15 protein-coding genes are annotated in these 18,202 nt (G+C 44.1%); 8 read left to right on the plus strand and 7 right to left on the minus strand.

Annotated features, from left to right (window positions below; genetic code table 11):
• Positions 1-96 precede the first annotated feature (96 nt).
• From L0992_06525 to L0992_06540, 4 genes are all read left to right on the plus strand, one after another.
• Positions 97-1,359: a YdgA family protein gene (locus L0992_06525; GenBank protein XGB68336.1), complete on the plus strand. Its 1,263-nt coding sequence runs from the start codon at positions 97-99 to the stop codon at positions 1,357-1,359.
• Positions 1,360-1,522: 163 nt separating this feature from the next.
• Positions 1,523-2,617, plus strand: coding sequence for a 3-phosphoserine/phosphohydroxythreonine transaminase (gene serC, locus L0992_06530; GenBank protein XGB68337.1), 1,095 nt, complete (start codon positions 1,523-1,525; stop codon positions 2,615-2,617).
• A 369-nt stretch (positions 2,618-2,986) separates the two neighbouring features.
• Positions 2,987-4,135, plus strand: a complete 1,149-nt coding sequence (locus L0992_06535; GenBank protein XGB68338.1) for an extracellular solute-binding protein — start codon at positions 2,987-2,989, stop codon at positions 4,133-4,135.
• A gap of 20 nt (positions 4,136-4,155) precedes the next feature.
• Positions 4,156-6,132, plus strand: a complete 1,977-nt coding sequence (locus tag L0992_06540; protein ID XGB68697.1) for a GGDEF domain-containing protein — start codon at positions 4,156-4,158, stop codon at positions 6,130-6,132.
• A gap of 10 nt (positions 6,133-6,142) precedes the next feature.
• On the opposite strand, the gene L0992_06545 is transcribed toward L0992_06540, so the two are convergent.
• On the minus strand, positions 6,143-6,955 hold the full coding sequence (locus L0992_06545; GenBank protein ID XGB68339.1) for a helix-turn-helix transcriptional regulator: 813 nt from the start codon (positions 6,953-6,955) through the stop codon (positions 6,143-6,145).
• Between the two features lie 136 nt (positions 6,956-7,091).
• Between L0992_06545 and L0992_06550 the strand changes: the two genes are divergently transcribed.
• Positions 7,092-7,784, plus strand: a complete 693-nt coding sequence (locus tag L0992_06550; protein ID XGB68340.1) for an MOSC domain-containing protein — start codon at positions 7,092-7,094, stop codon at positions 7,782-7,784.
• 81 nt (positions 7,785-7,865) lie between these two features.
• Here the strand turns inward: L0992_06550 and L0992_06555 are convergent, their stop codons facing one another.
• Both L0992_06555 and L0992_06560 read right to left on the minus strand, forming a co-directional pair.
• Positions 7,866-8,582 carry a 3'-5' exonuclease gene (locus tag L0992_06555; GenBank protein ID XGB68341.1) on the minus strand — a complete coding sequence of 239 codons (717 nt, stop codon included), beginning with the start codon at positions 8,580-8,582 and terminating at the stop codon, positions 7,866-7,868.
• Positions 8,583-8,587: 5 nt separating this feature from the next.
• Positions 8,588-10,477: a DUF294 nucleotidyltransferase-like domain-containing protein gene (locus L0992_06560; GenBank protein ID XGB68342.1), complete on the minus strand. Its 1,890-nt coding sequence runs from the start codon at positions 10,475-10,477 to the stop codon at positions 8,588-8,590.
• A 150-nt stretch (positions 10,478-10,627) separates the two neighbouring features.
• Here L0992_06560 and L0992_06565 point away from each other — a divergent pair, with 150 nt between their 5' ends.
• On the plus strand, positions 10,628-11,272 hold the full coding sequence (locus tag L0992_06565; GenBank protein ID XGB68343.1) for a hypothetical protein: 645 nt from the start codon (positions 10,628-10,630) through the stop codon (positions 11,270-11,272).
• Between the two features lie 203 nt (positions 11,273-11,475).
• On the opposite strand, the gene L0992_06570 is transcribed toward L0992_06565, so the two are convergent.
• The 4 genes from L0992_06570 to L0992_06585 form a co-directional block, all read right to left on the minus strand.
• Entirely contained in the window at positions 11,476-12,546 is a 1,071-nt protein-coding gene (locus tag L0992_06570) for an IS110 family transposase (GenBank protein XGB68344.1), read from the minus strand.
• A 153-nt stretch (positions 12,547-12,699) separates the two neighbouring features.
• Complete coding sequence (locus L0992_06575) at positions 12,700-13,890, minus strand: aspartate/tyrosine/aromatic aminotransferase (protein XGB68345.1); 1,191 nt, start codon at positions 13,888-13,890, stop codon at positions 12,700-12,702.
• A 202-nt stretch (positions 13,891-14,092) separates the two neighbouring features.
• The gene (locus L0992_06580; GenBank protein XGB68346.1) at positions 14,093-15,595 is read right to left on the minus strand and encodes an HD domain-containing protein; all 1,503 of its coding nucleotides are present in this window, start codon (positions 15,593-15,595) and stop codon (positions 14,093-14,095) included.
• A gap of 291 nt (positions 15,596-15,886) precedes the next feature.
• Entirely contained in the window at positions 15,887-16,186 is a 300-nt protein-coding gene (locus L0992_06585) for a hypothetical protein (protein ID XGB68347.1), read from the minus strand.
• Positions 16,187-16,403: 217 nt separating this feature from the next.
• On the opposite strand from L0992_06585, the gene L0992_06590 reads away from it, so the two are divergent.
• Together L0992_06590 and L0992_06595 are read left to right on the plus strand one after the other, a co-directional pair.
• On the plus strand, positions 16,404-17,807 hold the full coding sequence (locus tag L0992_06590) for a PLP-dependent aminotransferase family protein (protein ID XGB68348.1): 1,404 nt from the start codon (positions 16,404-16,406) through the stop codon (positions 17,805-17,807).
• 127 nt (positions 17,808-17,934) lie between these two features.
• Positions 17,935-18,141, plus strand: a complete 207-nt coding sequence (locus L0992_06595) for a hypothetical protein (GenBank protein ID XGB68349.1) — start codon at positions 17,935-17,937, stop codon at positions 18,139-18,141.
• Positions 18,142-18,202: the final 61 nt, after the last annotated feature.

The following is an 18,202-nucleotide window of genomic DNA, read 5'->3' on the forward strand; positions in this document are numbered from 1 at the left end:
CGAAGTATCGAGCAATAGACTGATTTAACTCAATGTTTCTTGTTTGCTACTGATGGGTTAGACTAAAAAAAACAGACACGTGTAGAAAGAGAACTCATGGAACAGTTAAGAAAAATTGGCGCAATCGGCGGAGCAATCTCATTGGCACTTTGTTGGCCACTAGCGGTTGGGCAAATTGGACAAAACGCGATTACTGATGGCGTTGCAAAGCTTAACAATTCAAGCATTCAAGCTGAGATCGTGGAATACGATAGAGGTTACCTGTCTTCCAACGTAACCACTCGTCTAACTGTGACGGATGAAAACCTGAAAGAGCAACTTGCGATTGATGGACTGCCGAGTGAATTTGTCATCAATAGTGCAGTTAGCCACGGTTTGGTGAGCCTGAATGCATTGTCGACGTTTGATAATACCGATATTTTGCCTCTAACTCTGACAACTAGCACTGAGCTAAACGGCAACACTGACTTTAACTTCGAGTTAAGCCAGTTTAATCATCAAGGTTCTGATGAGAGTGGCACTTCGGTATCGATCACTAAATCGAATCTTTCTGGCCATGCGACTGTTTTAGGGCAAGTTGATTACGAGCTTTCAATCCCTTCAGTTCAAATTGATTTTGAAACCGGTGAAGAGGTAACGCTTTCTAACCTGAAAGGTGTGGGTTCAGGGCAGCAAGCGAAAGGCTACTGGTTAGGTACTCAGAATTTTACTATCGATAGCTTCTTGGTTTCAGATTCTGCAATGCAGCCTTTCATGACCATTGAAAATTCTAAGTACGATTTTGAATCGCATCTAGATGAAGCAACTAAGCGCCTGCGCAGCAACCTTAAGCTGGATATCGCAAATATAGAGACCAATGAAGGCCAGTTGAACAACCTAAACGTCGATTTTGAAGTGTCGAAACTGGACAGCCAATCGTTTGAGAAGATCTTTGAGATCTACCAATCTAATCCGGTTATGACTCAAGAAGACGTTGCTGAAATCATTCCATTCATCGACGTATTGTTTGCTAAAGGCTTCGACCTTTCAATGAACAACATGTCGTTAGAATTGGGTAAGGGTCAGTTTGAATCTAAATGGTTGGTGAGCGTGCCAGAAGGTACAGAAAACATCAGCAGTAATCCGTCAATGATTGTGCCTGCACTGACTGGTAATGTTCATTCTAGTTTCTCAAATGAGTTGGTTGAAGAATACCCATTCATTCGCGAAGGCATCGATGAATTGATCGTGATGGAAATGATCAAAGAAACCGAAAGTGGTTATGAAATCAGTGCTGACTTAGAAAATGGAAACCTAGTGTTTGAAAATGGACAAGAAATTCCATTAATCGCGCTACTTATGCCTGCTTTTGTTCAATAAACAGAGCAAAGGTTAATACTGATAGGGTGATTTAGCTGATTAACTTTAAGCATTTTATACGGTACAAAACAAAAGAGGTCTTAAGACCTCTTTTGTTGTTTTTATGTTGGGTAAAACATGGTATTACTTGCATAGTTATTATTTAGCAGGAGCAATGATCCCCATGGAACTTACATTAGATAACGTATTCAACTTTAGTGCTGGCCCAGCGGCACTGCCTAAACCGGTAATGAAACAAGCACAAGCTGACTTCATTGATTGGAATGGTTTAGGCACTTCCGTTATGGAAATCAGCCATCGCAGCAAAGAATTTATTCAAGTTGCCGATGAGTCTGAGCAAGACCTACGTGATCTTCTGAACATCCCAGACAACTACAAAGTGCTTTTCTGTCAGGGGGGCGCTCGTGCTCAATTCGCTGCTGTTCCTCTAAACCTTCTAGGTGATGCGACAAAGGCGACTTACATTGATGCTGGTTACTGGGCTGAAAGTGCAGTAACTGAAGCAAGCAAGTACTGTGAAATCGACGTATTCAATGCTAAGACGTCAATTGACGGCAAAGCGGCTGTTGTTCCAGCTAAAGATTGGAAAATCGACCCAGAAGCGGCGTACGTACATTTCTGTCCGAACGAAACCATCGATGGTATTGAAATTAGCGAGCTTCCTCAAACGGACAAACCAATCGTAGCGGATATGTCATCTAACATTCTGTCTCGCAAGATTGATGTGTCTCAGTATGGCGTTATCTACGCGGGCGCTCAAAAGAACATTGGCCCAGCGGGTATCTGTATTGCAATTGTACGTGATGATCTTCTGGAGCTTGCGAACGAAGTATTGCCAAGCATTCTGAATTACAAAGTACTTGCTGAAAAAGACTCAATGTTCAACACGCCACCAACCTATGCTTGGTACTTATCTGGCTTAGTTTTCAAATGGTTAAAAGCTCAAGGTGGTGTAGAAGCGATGGAGCGTGTTAACCAAGAAAAAGCAGCGCTACTTTACAACGCAATTGATGACTCTGCTTTCTACAAGAACGACGTTCACACAGCAAACCGCTCAAGAATGAACGTACCATTCCAACTAGTGAAACCAGAGCTAGACGGTAAATTCTTAGAGTTGGCTGATGCAGCGGGTCTTAAGTCATTGAAAGGTCACAGAGCTGTGGGCGGCATGAGAGCGTCGCTTTACAACGCGATGTCTCTAGAAGGTGTTCAAGCTCTTGTAAGCTTCATGAAAGATTTCGAAGAGAAATACGCTTAATCAATGACAAGGCTTTGATTGATACATCGCTTATTTTCTTTGTATCGTGTCGAATGTCCCAAACGAGATGAATGCCGCTTTTGCGGCATTTTTTTTTGCCTGAGAGTACATAAAGGGTATGATATGTTGCTCTTGGTTGTTTAGAGTAAAGCGAATGACAAAGTGCTTAGTTGTTATCGGGGGAGAGCAACTTTGCATCACTAAAAATAACCTATAGAAAGCGTGGTTTTTCTGTTTATTATTGACCTTTTACTATATAACGTCTTGCCCCAAAGTAACGATGAACTCCAACAGCCAATACCGTCTCCACTCTTGATGGTTTCTGGTGTCACTTCAATAGATGATACTTTTCGCCAAGAGGAATTAGGTGTGAGATTTTTGAGTATATTAGCGGCTTTGTTCCCTGTGCTTACTTACGCTTCTACGCTCGAAATATGGGCCGGTATCAATTACGAAACGGCGGATTACGTTAAAGAACACATCGAGTCGATGACAGAGCACCGTGTTGAAATACGTCCATTCGACATCAACAGTATCCGCTCTGAACTACTTGTGGCTGACCCTCGAGACAATACCTTTCCTGATGTTATTTGGGTGCCTTCGGATTTCTTAGGGCTGACTGAATATATTGAACTGGCAACGTTACCTTCTGCATGGGTCGATCCCTCGCGCTATGAGAATAAGGCTCTTGATGCCGTAATGATTAATGGTGAGCTTAAGGCGCTACCGGTAGGAATCGGTAACCAGTTGGTTCTGTATTCGAACAAGCCACAAGATCATGCCATCAGCTGGGAAGAGTTGATTCAACAGTCTTCTGAGTCGAAGCGTGCCAGTGTTCTTTTCCCAAATCCGAACATGTACTTCTATCTGGCGTTCTTCCAACTGTTTTCACAAGACATGCTTTCATCAAGGAATATCAATGGAGAGGGTTTAGTCTCAATCTTTGAATTCATCGATAAACTTGAGGATACAAAAACAATTGAACCATCGTGCAATGAGATATGTGCAAGACAGCGTTTCATTGACGGCGAGGTCGAGTTTTTGATTGATGGGGATTGGGCTTTCAGCGAACTAGACCAAGCGTACGGCGAGCACTTACACGTCAACTCTTTGCCTACCTACCGTGACAAAGCGATGTCTTCGTTCAGTGGCGCGAAGATTTTTGCAATCACCAAGAAAGGGATGAATAACCCAGAGAAAAGAGAAGCACTAAAAGAGGTGGTTCAGTACTTACAGTCAAACAGTTTTACCTATTTAGCACATTCAAACGCAATGATCTCCCCATTTAGAGAAGCGAACCAACGTCGTGTTGAAGAAGGAAACACCACTTTCTCTAACATGTACGATGAATTTCAATCATCACAAATGATGTCGAGTGACTACAATATGGCGATTGTCTGGGAAGCCTCCGCAAGAGCCTATGAGCGATATAAGTCGGGCATGCCGAAGCAGGAGCTGCACAAATTTTACGATGACTTTGTGGAGTACTACTCAGCGAACATGAGGTCAGGCGAATGAAACTCTCTTTGAAATACACTATGGGTTTGGTGTTGCTGGCTTGTTCGTTATTACCAGTTTACCTCGCGGGTCAACTGATACTGAATAAGCAGAATGAAAGCTCTCTTGAACAAAAAGAGATTAAGCTTGCCAATTCAACGGCAGGTATTCAGCAAACAGTGCAGGAGCAAATCAACCTTACGGCCAGTCTCACACAGTGGTATGCGCAAGATCGCTCATTGATTAAAGCGGGTGGGAATATCTTCTTCTCAAGTGTGGTTTGGGACAAGATGGATAGCTTTAACGCGTTAGCAGATAATGTTTCAGCGACCTATATTCTGGATAGCAACTGGAAGCCTATTTATGACAGTAAAGGCAGCCTTTATCACTTTGAACAAAGTCAGTTACTTGAGGACCTAAAGCGGCCTCAGGCTGCGTATAAGCAAGGTAAGTTGTTCCATACTGAGTTTATAGAGCCAGAGATCGCCGATAATGCGGATTCAGGTCTTGTTTTTGTTGCCCCAATTCTCCCGTATCGTTTGATAGAGGGTTCCAGCTATACACCGCAAGGCTATCTTGTCGTGTTAATGGGGTACGACCGATTAGAGTCCAAAATAGCGCCTTTCCTATACGACAAAGAGTCTGTCGAGTTTGATTACTTGGCGTCCGCTAGTGAGCAACACGTGGAAACCGACACTAAGTTAATCACTAACGACAATAAGCTGTTTTCAGAAGCGTTAACATTGGCGCTGAAACATCACGTGTCGGACAGTGCTCGTTTACAAGAGATGCAGCAATCTCAAGTGGTGTTTGTTCGAATCCTATTTGTGACACTAGCTGTCGCGATCGTCTTTGCGCTGTTGTTGAATCGCGCCTTTTCAAGACAGCTTAACCTACTGACTGGCTCGGTAGAGTCTTATTCAAATAACCAGCCACCCATGCACAATGCAGATGCACATCGTTTTACCGAGTTCACTACATTCAGCCGTTTGTTGGAAAAAATGTGGTCTCGTATACAGCGTCAGCTGAGTGAACTGACGGTACGTAATGATCAGTTGAGATCCGCTTACCAGCTGATCAAAGAGAATAACCTCAAGCTTGAAAGCTTTAACACACAGCTAGAGCAAACGGTTGAAGAGAAGACAAGTAGATTAACGCATTCACTGGCCCGTGAAGAGGCACAGAAAAACCGTATTCTGAAGATCGTTAAGTTCGCTTCCATGAGGCAAAGTGTTGATTACCGATTGATTCCAGAACACGTGAATCAACAACTGGAATCGCTACTCCCGGATTGCCCAATTGAGTTCAGCTTTAACTCAGTTTCTTGTGGTGATATTGATGATGCCAGCATTACTGATAGCGACATGACTAACAGCTGCAGGGTTTTAAAAGACTTGCAAGAGACAACGATTGGCTACTTTTATTCTCAGAATTTTACTTTGTTGAGTGAGGAAGACTTGCTGATTTTCGACTTATATCAAAAGCAGTTAGCTGGCTGGATAGAACTCGAAAACATGAATCGTATCAACATGTCGACAGGCTGTTACAACCGCAAAGCTTTCGATGAAGATTTGAACTTCTATAAACAGCGCGCAATTGAGAACAAAGACAACTTGTCTCTGCTTATCATTGATATTAATGGATTAAAGGCCGCCAACGATCAGTATGGCCATGCGGTGGGTGATGAGCTGATAAAAGGTTGTACAGATGTCATTCGCAACCGGTTATGTGGTGCCAGCAACTTGTATCGACTGGGCGGTGATGAGTTTGCCATTCTTATTTTGACGCCGGCTGAACAACAAATACAAGAGCCCCAGAAACTGGCTGAACGACTCTATGCAGATCAATTTGACCAGACCGTTGAAACGCAAGTAGGCGTGAGTATTCCAGTTCGATTTTCGATTGGAGTCGCGTCAACAGAGTCGACAGCTATCGATGAGTTATTCTCTCAAGCGGATGAAGATATGTATCGTCAGAAGCGTCGTTATTATCAAGCTCTATCGCGGGTGGACAAATAGTCGGCTCGCACTACCTTTTGCGGCCATTAAAGCGAAACTGCTGTGGTGTGACATCAAACGTCGCCTTAAAGGCTTTGATGTAAGACGAGTCATTTTGATAGCCGACTTGGTCAGCAATACTCTGGATTGAGAGCTCTTCATCGAGTAAAGACAATGAGTAAATCAGTCGGATTTGTTGTCGCCAACGTTGGAATGACGTGTTGAATTCCTTTGAGAATAAACGCGACAAGGTTCGTTCTGATGCTCCGACTTTCTCTCCCCATTCCTTTAGCGACAAATCCAACGTTGGTGTCTCTGTTAGCGCTTCAAATATAAGCTTCAAGCGTCTGTCTTCGGGTAGCAACAATTGAAAGGTCTGAACATTGTCTTTCATGATCTGGTCGTGCAATACGGACAGTAGGCGAGACACTTCTTCATCACTCGTTAATCCCTCACATTGCCTGCGAATTTCTTGCAATAGCTCGTTTAGAAAGGAAGTCAGTGCAATGGTTCGAACCGCTGGCTCATACTCCATTCCAAAGGCTGGGTTAAGGTAAATACCAACAAACGTGGTATGGCTCAATGCGATAGATTCATGTGAAATACCGGCAGGTACAAACAAAGCTGAAGTGTGTGGCACAAGGTGTTGATAGTGTTCTGTTTGGGTTTGTAGCAAACCTTTGAGTGGAAAGATCACTTGATGCCATGTGTGCTGGTGCATCGCATCGATGTAACCTTTCGGCATGTCGATAGTCTTAACGAGCGCGGGCGAATTTGGATTAGCGACCATCATCCTATTGGAGGTGACAACTCCGGTACGAGAATCAATTTGGCGGGTTAGCATGATTAAGTGTCCTTATATCCCTACCTAGACGGGCGACCCTAGGCTATCATGCTCGGCAAAGAGAATGAAGTTGAGTAGCAGTGTCGTTTTATTTCACGCAGTTCAGCAAGTATGTTTTCAGTAAGAAGGAAGGGATATGAAGAAGTTAGGCGTAGTAAATAGTGTATTGGTAGGAAAAATTGTCGCCTTCGCACACGGAGCAAAAAGTGCTATTGATAAGCAAGTTTTATCAGAGCGCCAATACGCGACAGAGCTTGGTTTTACCAACGATGAACAAGGTGATCCGCGTTTCCATGGCGGCATTCAAAAAGCCCTTCATATCTACCCAAGCGAGCACTATTCAGTTTGGCAGAAAGAGTTAGGTGACAAAGGTATCTTTCAATCTTCAGGTGCATTTGGTGAGAACCTAAGCTCAAGTGGCATCACGGAACAATCTATTTGTTTGAAAGATAAGGTTCGTATCGGATCAACATTATTGGAAGTCTCACAAGGGCGTATGCCTTGTTGGAAACTCAATGTGCGATTCGAGCAGAACGATATGGCGAGAAGACTGCAAGACACGCTTCGAACAGGCTGGTATTTCCGTGTATTGGAAGAGGGCGATATTGGCGCAGGTGACGAGATTATTCTGTGTGAAAGGCCATACCCAGATTGGTCGCTCGCTCGTATCATGGGGGCTGTTTTCACAGGTAGTTTAGATAAAGAAGAGCTAAGTCAGATGGCTGAACTGCCATTGGTTGAATCATGGGGAGCGCTTGTTGCACGTCGCCTTGAAACAGGAAAAATCGAAGACTGGGAAATGCGCTTGGTTGGGCCTACTGCGGTATAAAGCCAGTAGTGAAATTAAGAAAGCCCGCTAATTGCACATAGCGGGTTTTTTAATAGTGACAAATTTTCACTTTCAGTGTGGCTATAACCAGAAACTCTTCAAAGGCATCTCAGCATCAAAGTGATGAGCAATCTGCGCTTGGAGTAGCTCAGCAGTCGCAATCGCGTCAGTTAATGCATGATGCGGTGTGTAGTCGGGTAGGTGGTATCGACGACGACTTTGGCCAAGTCTTACTGAGGCTGGTTTCTTACCTTTGAGCTTGTTCCACAGGCCACCGGCTAGCTTGTTCTGGATTTGAGATTCAATCTCGAGCGTGTCGAGGACTGGAAATTCGATCCCTTCACCTAATCTCACTTTCAATGCATTATCCAAGAAGTCCCGTTCGATACGGCGATAATGAACCACTGGGATATGTCCCCCCATCGCTTCTAATATCTCATCCAACACTTCGCTAAGATCTGGCGCATCAATGATGTCGTTGTGAGTGATGCCATGAATTACCACAGAATCTTCTTCCAACTTCTGCTTTGGCCGCAGTGTCCAGTGCCTGGCTTGTCGCAAGTAAATACGATTGAGCGTAAACGGGACAAGGCCAATGGTGATGATGCCATCTTTGTTTGGATTTAAGCCTGTTGTCTCAAAGTCGACCGCTAAGAACATCACTTCTGAAATTGGCGTATCAGGCGCGGGAAGAGGCTGGCTATAAAAGTGCTTTAAGCGCTCATCTCTCGCTCTTTCTAGCTTCTGAGCAAACTTAAATGGCCAATCGACCGCAGGTGATCTGAATAGTTTGTTCATAGGCCCTACTTAAACTTATTGCTGGCTTGATAACGGAACTTAAGGAAGTTTTGCGCATTACTTAATATTTGGAATGCATCCTTAAGGTTACGTCGCTCGAAGTCAGACAGGTTCTCTGGTTCGATGTTGTTATCAGGCTCGACATTATTATCAACATCGTGTGCTTGGTGGCGAATACGAACCAGAGAGATAAACTCCATCGCATCTTTCAAATCTTGAGCTCGACCTTTTGGCAGAATACCTGCGTCGATAATGTCATCTAAACGTTCGAATGAGTTCTTAGAACGAGAGCCCACTGCCAATGAATGAACACGAATCAAATCTGCTAATGGCGCAGTACCACGGCGCTTAAGGTTGATGGAGTTGTTATGACGGCCATCTTTCTCCATCACGAAGTCTTTAAAGAAACCAAGTGGCGGCGTACGGTTGAGTGCGTTACGTGCAAGACAGGCTAAGAAGCGGTTGTTTTTACGTGCGCGTCGAACGATAAAGCTGTTTAATTGCTCAGCCCACTTCAGGCGGCCATAAACGCCATCCAGGTCGAAGAAGATTGAAGCATTCAACAGTGCTTTCGGGTTCGGGTCATCAATCCAATCGGCAAAGCACTCTTCCCATTCTCTACGAGTCATACGCCATGTTGGGTTAGTCGCCATGATGTCACCTGTACAGTACACATAGCCACATTGGTCTAAGCCGTCACAAATGAATTTTGAGAGCTCTTCAAAGTACTTACCGTGCTTTTTCTCGTCGTAGGTATCGTCAAGAATAATTGCGTTATCTTGGTCAGTAACGAGCAACTGCTCATCACGCCCCATCGAGCCGAGTGCGAGGAAACAATAAGGAATAGGAGCCTTACCTAATTTCTCTTCACCCAGTTCGATAATACGTTGCTTAAAGCTACGACCAATTACCGACATTGCAGTACCCACCATGTGGGCGTTGGCATCTTCGTTAACCAAGCGCACAAAGCTGTCTTTTACTTGTTCAGAAAGCACCTTCAGGTCTTCAATACTCTGTTGCTGGAAGATACTGCTCACAAGCAATAGTGAGTTTTGAGACTCGTAACGGACAATATCAGTCGCTTCGATAATACCGATAGGCTTCTTATCTTTAAGCACCGGCAAGTGATGCACGTTGTAGCGAAGCATGGTCATCATGGCTTCGTATACGTAGGCATTGTGGTCGAGTGAGATAACCTCTGGCGTCATCACACTGGATACCTCGTCCGATGGGTCTAGACCTTCGGCGAGTACACGCGTACATAAATCTCGGTCAGTGATGATGCCGATCACTGGTGTTGAGTCATCTTCATCATCTTCAACGATATCTGGGTCGATGATAAGCAAAGAGGACACATTATCTTGTGCCATCATGGTTGCAGCTTGCTGAATAGTGCGCGTTTTTTCGATCATTGGCGCTTCGCTGGTCAGCAGCGTTTTTACTTTGGATGTCGTTAGGTCGTTCGCGTCGTTACTGTCTGAGTTGGCTTGGCGTAGTCGCGCGTTATCTTCTACTTCTACGAAATCGGCAAAGGAGTCGTAGTTGTCGTAGAGCTCTTGGAAGATAGGCTCAGGAATGCAGTAGAGCAGGGTGTCTTCGGTCGCTTTAACTGGGAAACGCACCTTGTTGTTGGTCAGTAGGCCCATTTGACCGAATAAGTGGCCTTCATCAAGGCGGTTATAGAGTTCGCCTTTACGACGGTAGACTTCGACTTCGCCACTTCGAACGATGTATAAGTCATGAATTTGATCACCAAAGTGAATGATCGGGGTATCTTGGCGGTAATAAGAAATTTCCACGCTACTGGTCACTTTCGCCAACATCTCCTCAGGGAGTTCTGTGAAAGGGGGGTATTGCGCCAGAAAGTTTTGAATCTCTAATAACTCAGCATCCATAATGATCATCCATTGGTTTGTATGATTTCATGGTACAACATTTGATATTATTTTGCCGTCACAAATCAATCTGTGAGCCAAAACCTTTTTAAAGTCTTATGGATAGACTAACCTTTCAATTAATGGAGTGACAGTTTAAGGATGATAGGAATGTCGAAGTGGAAGCTTAGTTTTGTATCTGCGGTTTTTATGTTTTCTCCAAGTTTGTGGGCGGACACTAACGCGGTGGATATTTTGGATTACGACCATATTTATGCCACGGCGCATTCGGGCAGTTTAAATGAAGATGCAGGCAGTAATAACAATGCCTCGTCGTATGGATTAGGCGTCAGTTACGCGATGACGGATGATTGGTTGTTGCTGGGAGACTACAGCGCACGCTTTATTCACCCTGATGAAAGCACGACTCGAATTGATACCTTAATGGCAGGGGCTGGGTATCGTTACAGCATTAAGAAAGACTTGGATATAGTGGCTTCTTATTTGTTGGGTGTTACCAAAGGTGAGGTTGAGCTTAACGGCAGCAATGAAACCTTAGAATCTGATACTGAATTTGTTCAAGGTGTAAAAGCAGAGCTTAACTATGGTTTTGCAAAGCGCTGGATTGCCAATGGCAGCGTGCAGGTGAACCGCAGTGATTTGTTCGACGAAGAGATTTACCACCTAGGTTTGCGTTATCTCGTGACCAACAAATTTGCGATTGGTGGCTCTTATCAGCACCGAGATGGTGAAGGCAGTAAAGGTGGAAGTGAGAGAACCAACGAATTGGGTGTTGAGTTTTTCCTAGAGTACTAACCTAGTTAAGCCTAACACGTTATAGGCAGATACAAAAATGTATGGTCCGCCCCGTTATTGCAACTACAATTAAGTAATAACGGAGTTGGTTTGCGCTAATGTATTCGGAGTCCTTGTTGGGAGCACTAGCTTCCCAGCTCCACGATGATATCCGCGCCAGATTATCCTTAAAAAGCCCAAAGCATTAATTGCTATTTTTTGTGTCAGGTTCTTAATCTGGCCGATTGACCGTTTTTGTCATCACGTTCATTGGCGTTGCAAACTTGGTTATAGCTAAACAGCCTTAAAAGCTTGGCGGTGGTATAACACCGCCCAAGCTTGTTGGCTAATGCGACTACCACTACATTAAATGGTTTGGTGGCTCGTAGATTCACAAGCCACTCTCCAAACACTTTCCCTGTCGTCTCTAGTCTAGAGAGTACAGCCCTTGCCCCATGGATAAACAGAGTTCTGAGGTGTTTATTCCCTCGTTTACTCATACCAAGTAGCTTGGTCTTTCCTCCCGTTGAGAATTGCCTTGGCACAAGCCCCAACCAAGCCGCCATCTCACGGCCATTGGTAAAGTTACTCGGAGAGCTTACATCGGCAATACACAATGTGGAGGTAAGATCACCAATTCCAGGGATAGTTTTTAATAATTGAGCACTTTCGTTATTATTAACAATAGTTTGAAGCTTGTTATCTTGAGTTTTGATTTGTTCATTAAGGTACTTGTAATGTTCGTGAATAGATATCAATTCACATAGCAAGCTTTTTGGTAATGAGACGGTTTGTTCTGCTAACCATTGAAACAGAGACTTCATCTTTGCATGCCCTTTGGGAAAGCTAAGGCCGAACTCAAGTAAGATCGCGCCGATCCGCGACATAGTGGCGGTTCTCTCCTTGATATAACTATCTCTGACTCGATGAATCGCTGCGATGACTTGAGCCTCTTCACTTTTTACAGCTACAAACCTCATGGTCGGTCGACCCGCAGCCTCTGCGATCGCTGAAGCATCGATGAAATCGTTTTTATTGCCTTTGACATAAGGTTTAACATACTGAGGAGGAATAAGTCGGGGTTGATGTCCAAACTCACTACACTTTCGAGCAAGCCAATGAGCACCGCCACAAGCTTCGAAAGCAATGGTTGTTGGTTCTATTTTACTAAGAAAGATTAAGAGTTGAGTGCGATTAAATTTACGACGCAGCACCTCCACGCCACAACGGTTATGTGCGATAGCATGGAAGCAATGTTTACCTAGGTCGATACCTAAAATATGAATAGAAGACATATGGTTCACCTCATTCTGAGAGCCTACTCTAAGCTTAAGGGCTTGAGAGTGAGGCGGACCATATAATTAAGCCAGCTTAATCGCTGGCTTTTGCATATCTATTGGTCTGCACGTGCAGGTTTCTGGTCTGCAAATACAGGTAGAGCTTTACGATTAAAGAACCGCAGCAAGACCTTTACATAGAGGACCCATGTTTGACTTAGTCATACCAGCAACACTGATACGGCCAGAACCAACAATGTAGATAGCGAATTCATCTTTCAGGCGAGTTACTTGTTCTTTGCTTAGACCAGAGAACGAGAACATGCCGTTTTGACGCTCGATGAATGTGAAATCTGCATCAACACCTTCAGATTTCAGTGTTGTTACGAATAGCTCACGCATCTCTTGGATACGGTCACGCATTTCCGCTACTTCTGCTTCCCATTCAGCACGTAGATCAGCATCGCCAAGGATGTGAGTTACTACAGCACTACCGTGCGCTGGTGGGTTAGAGTAGATAGAGCGAATGATGCTTTTAACTTGAGAGAATGCTGTTGTTGCTACGTCTGCAGATTCAGCAACCAGTGTGAATGCACCAACACGCTCGTTGTACAAGCCGAAGTTCTTAGAGAATGAGCTCGCGACTAGGATCTCTTTGTTGTACTTAGCAAAAACACGTAGGCCAGCAGCATCTTCTTCAACGCCTTTTGCAAAACCTTGGTAAGCAAAGTCGAATAGAGGAAGCAGTTTCTTCTCAGCAACAAGTTTAGCCAGTACTTCCCACTCTTCAGCTGTTGGGTCGATACCTGTTGGGTTATGACAGCAGCCGTGAAGAAGAACGATGTCGCCTGCAGAAGCTTTCTCTAGGTCAGCAACCATGCCTGCGAAGTCTTTGTCTTTTGTTTCAGCGTTGTAGTAGCTGTATTGAGCAGTTTCGATACCTGCAGCAGCGAAAACGCCGTTGTGGTTAGCCCAAGTTGGGTTACTGATCCAGATTTTTACGTCACCCAGTTGGCGCTTGATGAATTCACCCGCTACGCGAAGTGCACCTGTACCACCTGGAGCCTGTGCTGTTTTAGCGCGTTGAGACGTTACGATCTCTGCATCTGAACCGAAAAGCAGTTTCTGAACCGCTAGACCGTATTCAGCAGTACCTTCAATCGTTAGGTAAGATTTGGTTTTTTCGTTTTCAAGAAGTGCAGCTTCTGCTTTCTTTACTGTTTTAAGTACTGGCGTTTGACCATCTTCATTTTTGTAGATGCCAACACCAAGGTTGATTTTCTCTGCACGAGAGTCTTTTTTAAACTCTTCAGTAAGGCCGAGGATAGGATCGGCGGGAGCAGCTAACACTTTTTCAAACATAATCTTCATCCATGTCAATTGAGAGGGGATAGTATCTATGGGTAGTTATACCTGTATGGAATTTTTAAGACAATACGAAGTGAACAGAAAGACCAAAAAAAATCCATTTCAATCAGATTTATTGACTAAAGAGGGTATTTGATAACAAAACACCCTACGGATTAACCTATAGGGTGCAAGAAGTTAGTGGTTTTTGAAAGGATTATGCGGGCTGAGCAACAAGGCTTTCTCGCTCGAGTTCGCTAGCGATATTTTTGCCATCTTTATAGGTTGCCGCTATCGAAACAAACGCTTGTTCAACCGCCAGAAATGCGTCGACAACTTGCGGGTCAAAATGCGTCCCATTGCCCTCTAAAATGATCTGTTTAGCTTGCTCATGAGTAAAGGCTGGTTTGTAGACGCGCTTCGAGATGAGTGCATCATAAACATCGGCTAATGCCATTAAACGACCCGATAGTGGAATATCTTCACCAGACAGTTGATTTGGATAGCCACTGCCATTCCATTTTTCGTGGTGAGTCAGGGAAATCTCTTTCGCGACTCTTAAGAAAGAGCTGCTTCCTAATTGTCTTTCTGCAATAGATAACGCTTCGGCGCCAATAGCAGGGTGACCTTTCATTATCTCAAACTCTTCGTCCGTCAATTTGCCCGGTTTCAATAACACGCTATCAGGAACGCCTACTTTGCCTACATCGTGTAGTGGAGCAGATTTGTAGAGCAGCTCGATGTAGTTGGGTGTTAACAAGCTTGAGTGAGTTTCTGACTTGCTGAGCTCTTGCGCGAGTACCTTTACGTACTCTTGAGTTCTTAGGATATGGGCACCCGTTTCATTGTCTCGAGATTCTGCCAGCGCAGATAGGCTCACAATAGCAACGTCACGTGTTGTTTTGATTTCGTTTTGCGCGTTTTCGAGGCTATCAAGCATGGTATTGGTCATTGATGCCATTGAACCAAGCTCGTTGTAGCCGAATATCGGTAAGCGAACGCCTTGCTCGCCATTGGTTACCTTGTTCAATGCGCACTCTTGGCTAAGGAGAATACGTTTAATCAGTTTGCTCCACAGTGTCATGATGGTGATTGCGTATCCACCCAGTACCACAGCCAAATAAGTAAACTCTTTGATCACGCTGATCTTGCCGGTGCCATCCAATAAGCGGTCAGGGTTATGTTCTAGCCAAAAGATGTCCTTGACGGCAATCATCGTCAACATAGTCGTCAGTGTTACCAGAAGTACGATGACTAAACCAATCATTTGCTTAACCAGCGAACTCCTTTCACCAACTAGTTGGAAGTCAAATTGCCCTGTCGTCTCCATTTTATCTATTTGGCTGATCTTGGCGTTCAATTGAAGAATGGTTCCGGTAAAGAAACCGAATAGGCTCATGCCAAATAGCACTTTCAAATTGCTATCTATCGTGAATTCATAGCTTAAGTTGTAATAGAGCGCGAAAGGGATACTTGCAGCAAAAAATAGCAGGGTATCTAGCTGGGCGAATCGGCCTTGTTTGACTAAGGAATGCTGCGCCAATAAGTAATAACGCACGAGCCATAATAAGACAAACACAATACTGACTTGTGTGAAAATCTCTAACGTCGTTAAGCTCTCGAGCATAGGGCACACCCTACTGCCGTAGGTGCCAAACAGCACGCCAGCAATGACGTATAACTTAGTCGTTAGCGATTGATTGTAATTTGAAGTATCCATCGATAAGCCTTTGTTCTCATTCTTATTAGATTTACGTATTCATTGATTCACGACTTTAGAGTTATGAATGATTAGCATAATTGACGTGAATAAGACCGAAAATTCTATCGATAGCTTTCGTGGATTGATACAAGAAACTGGTTTGTGTTAGATATTTGTTAGCTAGGTGAGGGTTATTGCAGCATTTTTATGAAGATACTTGAATAGCCTCGGTCGAGGTTCGAGGCTATTCAGTCGGTATATTTGACTTAAGTCGCGAGTGATTGAGTTCGCGACCGACTCTAAATCAAATTACTTTTTCAGATTGATTTCAGCTTCAATAGAGCCTGTTTCAATCTCAGGGTGAGACGCTAGTTTGTCTGCAGCCCATTGGTTGATGTGTTTCAGAATAGCAGACACCGCGTGTTTTTCCGTTGGTGCTTGGTCTTGGTCTACATCGAGTTTCTGTTTTGGATGTGAGCCCGTTGCGTCTTCCGCAATGTGTAGCCAGTCTGGATGCCAGTAGTATGGTTGGCCGCTCGGTGTTGTCCAACTATGAACACCGTTTGACTCTCCTTTATAACTTAATTGGTCTGCTTCTATTTTTTTCATTGTTATCTCGCATGTTTTTGGATTACATCAAATTATTGAGGCAGAAAGCCAACTTAGCTCCTGCCTTGGGTACAAACTTAGCAAAGCTTACAAAGTTATCTGTGAACCAATTCACACAATTATAGAAATTAGGTGCAATCATATGGATAGCAGCAATAGTTGATGGCGTTAGTGATAAAATCTCCGGCCAACAAATTTCTCTAGGTAGTACAATTAGATGGCGCGTTATGAAGAGCTTGCAAAGGATATTCGAACTCAGATCGCTAATAACACATGGCGTTCAGGAGAGAAGATCCCTTCGGTACGCATGAGTTGTCGCAATTACAACGTCAGCAATAGTACTGTCTTACAAGCCTACCAACTGCTTGAAAGCGAAGGTTGGATCATCGCTAAACCTCAGTCGGGGTACTTCGTGGCGCCAAGAGTAGATGGTGTGGATTATGATCTACCTTCAGCGCCTGAAAAAAAAGCCATCAACGATCGCTTATTCGACTTCTTGAAATCTAGCTCTGCAGAGGGTGTGATTCCTTTTGGCTCGGCATTTCCAGATCCAGACTTGTTCCCTTTACCGACTTTGACTCGTAATCTAGCCAGTGCTGGTAGGAAGATGACGGGTGCCAGTGTGATTAACAATCTGCCACCGGGAAGCGAATCTTTAAGAAGGCAGATAGCACAGCGTTATCTACAACAAGGAATTACGGTTAATCATCAAGACATTGTGATTACGTCAGGTGCGATGGAAGCGCTCAACTTGAGTCTACAAACGGTCACTAAGTCAGGTGACAATGTGGTGATTGAGTCACCTGCGTTCTATGGAGCTTTGCAGGCTGTTGAGAGGTTAGGGCTTAATCCTATTGAAGTGGATGTTTGCCCAATTAATGGATTGAACATCGACCAGTTTGAAAATGCCTTAAAAACACAAGACGTGAAAGCGTGTTGGTTAATGACGACCTTTCAAAACCCGACTGGAACCAGCCTTACGGAAGAAGCAAAGCGCCGCGTTGTTGAAATTGCCGAGCAATACAATACCTGCATTATTGAAGATGACGTGTATGGTGATCTTTATTACGAAGGACATAAACCTAAGCCATTAAAGGCCTTTGATAAAACCGACTCTGTATTACTTTGTGGATCTTATTCAAAAAGCCTTTGCCCCGGCTATCGTGTTGGTTGGGTGGTGAACACACGTTTCAACGATGCCATTCAAAAGCTTCAGCTTCTTTCTACGCTATCAAGCAGTGCGCCTGTCCAGCTTGGGGTTGCACACTTTCTCACTCATGAAAGCTATGATAATCACCTTCGTAAACTGCGTAAAAATCTGTTGCTCAGAAAGGAACGCTTTATTGGCGTGCTCAAACAGTACTTCCCACATTCCATTGAGATTGAAGAGCCTGCTGGTGGTTACTTCGTTTGGGTTCGTTTCTCTGAAAAATTCGACAGTCAGCAATTCCATCAGTTAGCGATTGCCCAAGGTATCAGTGTTGCATCAGGAGACTTGTTTAGTGAACAGGGCAGGGTAGACAACGCGATTCGGTTGAACTTCTCTTACGAACTTACCGAAGAGAAAGAACAAGCCCTGATCTTACTAGGTAAGCTTGCACATCAACTTACGCACTCTTAAAACCTTAAGTTGCTCATAAAACAGAAAATGATTGCAACTGTACGGGCTGTTTGTGGCGTAACTGTACGCCTTTTAGAGCGGTGAGTTGTGATTCAATAACGGTAGACTAAATATTGGAGATACCGTTATGTTAAAAATGACCATAGGAAACGAAGTTAAGCTAATCATCGTTGCTATTGTGTGTGCTCTTCTGCTTATCCTCGGCCACGTACTGCTGGCTAAAGCTTTCGCTGATATGGCTTGGGCGGAATACACCACTGCAGCAATCCCATTCGTTATGATGGCAATCTGCGGTCTCGCGATAAAGTACGCTAGCGCTCAAGATGTTGATTAATCTTCGCTATATCGACTAAGCACTGAATAGCTAGTTTTTGTCAGCGTTATACCGTTAGCCT

Origin of the sequence: Vibrio pomeroyi (assembly GCA_041879425.1) — a bacterium.
Lineage (GTDB): Bacteria > Pseudomonadota > Gammaproteobacteria > Enterobacterales > Vibrionaceae > Vibrio > Vibrio pomeroyi_A.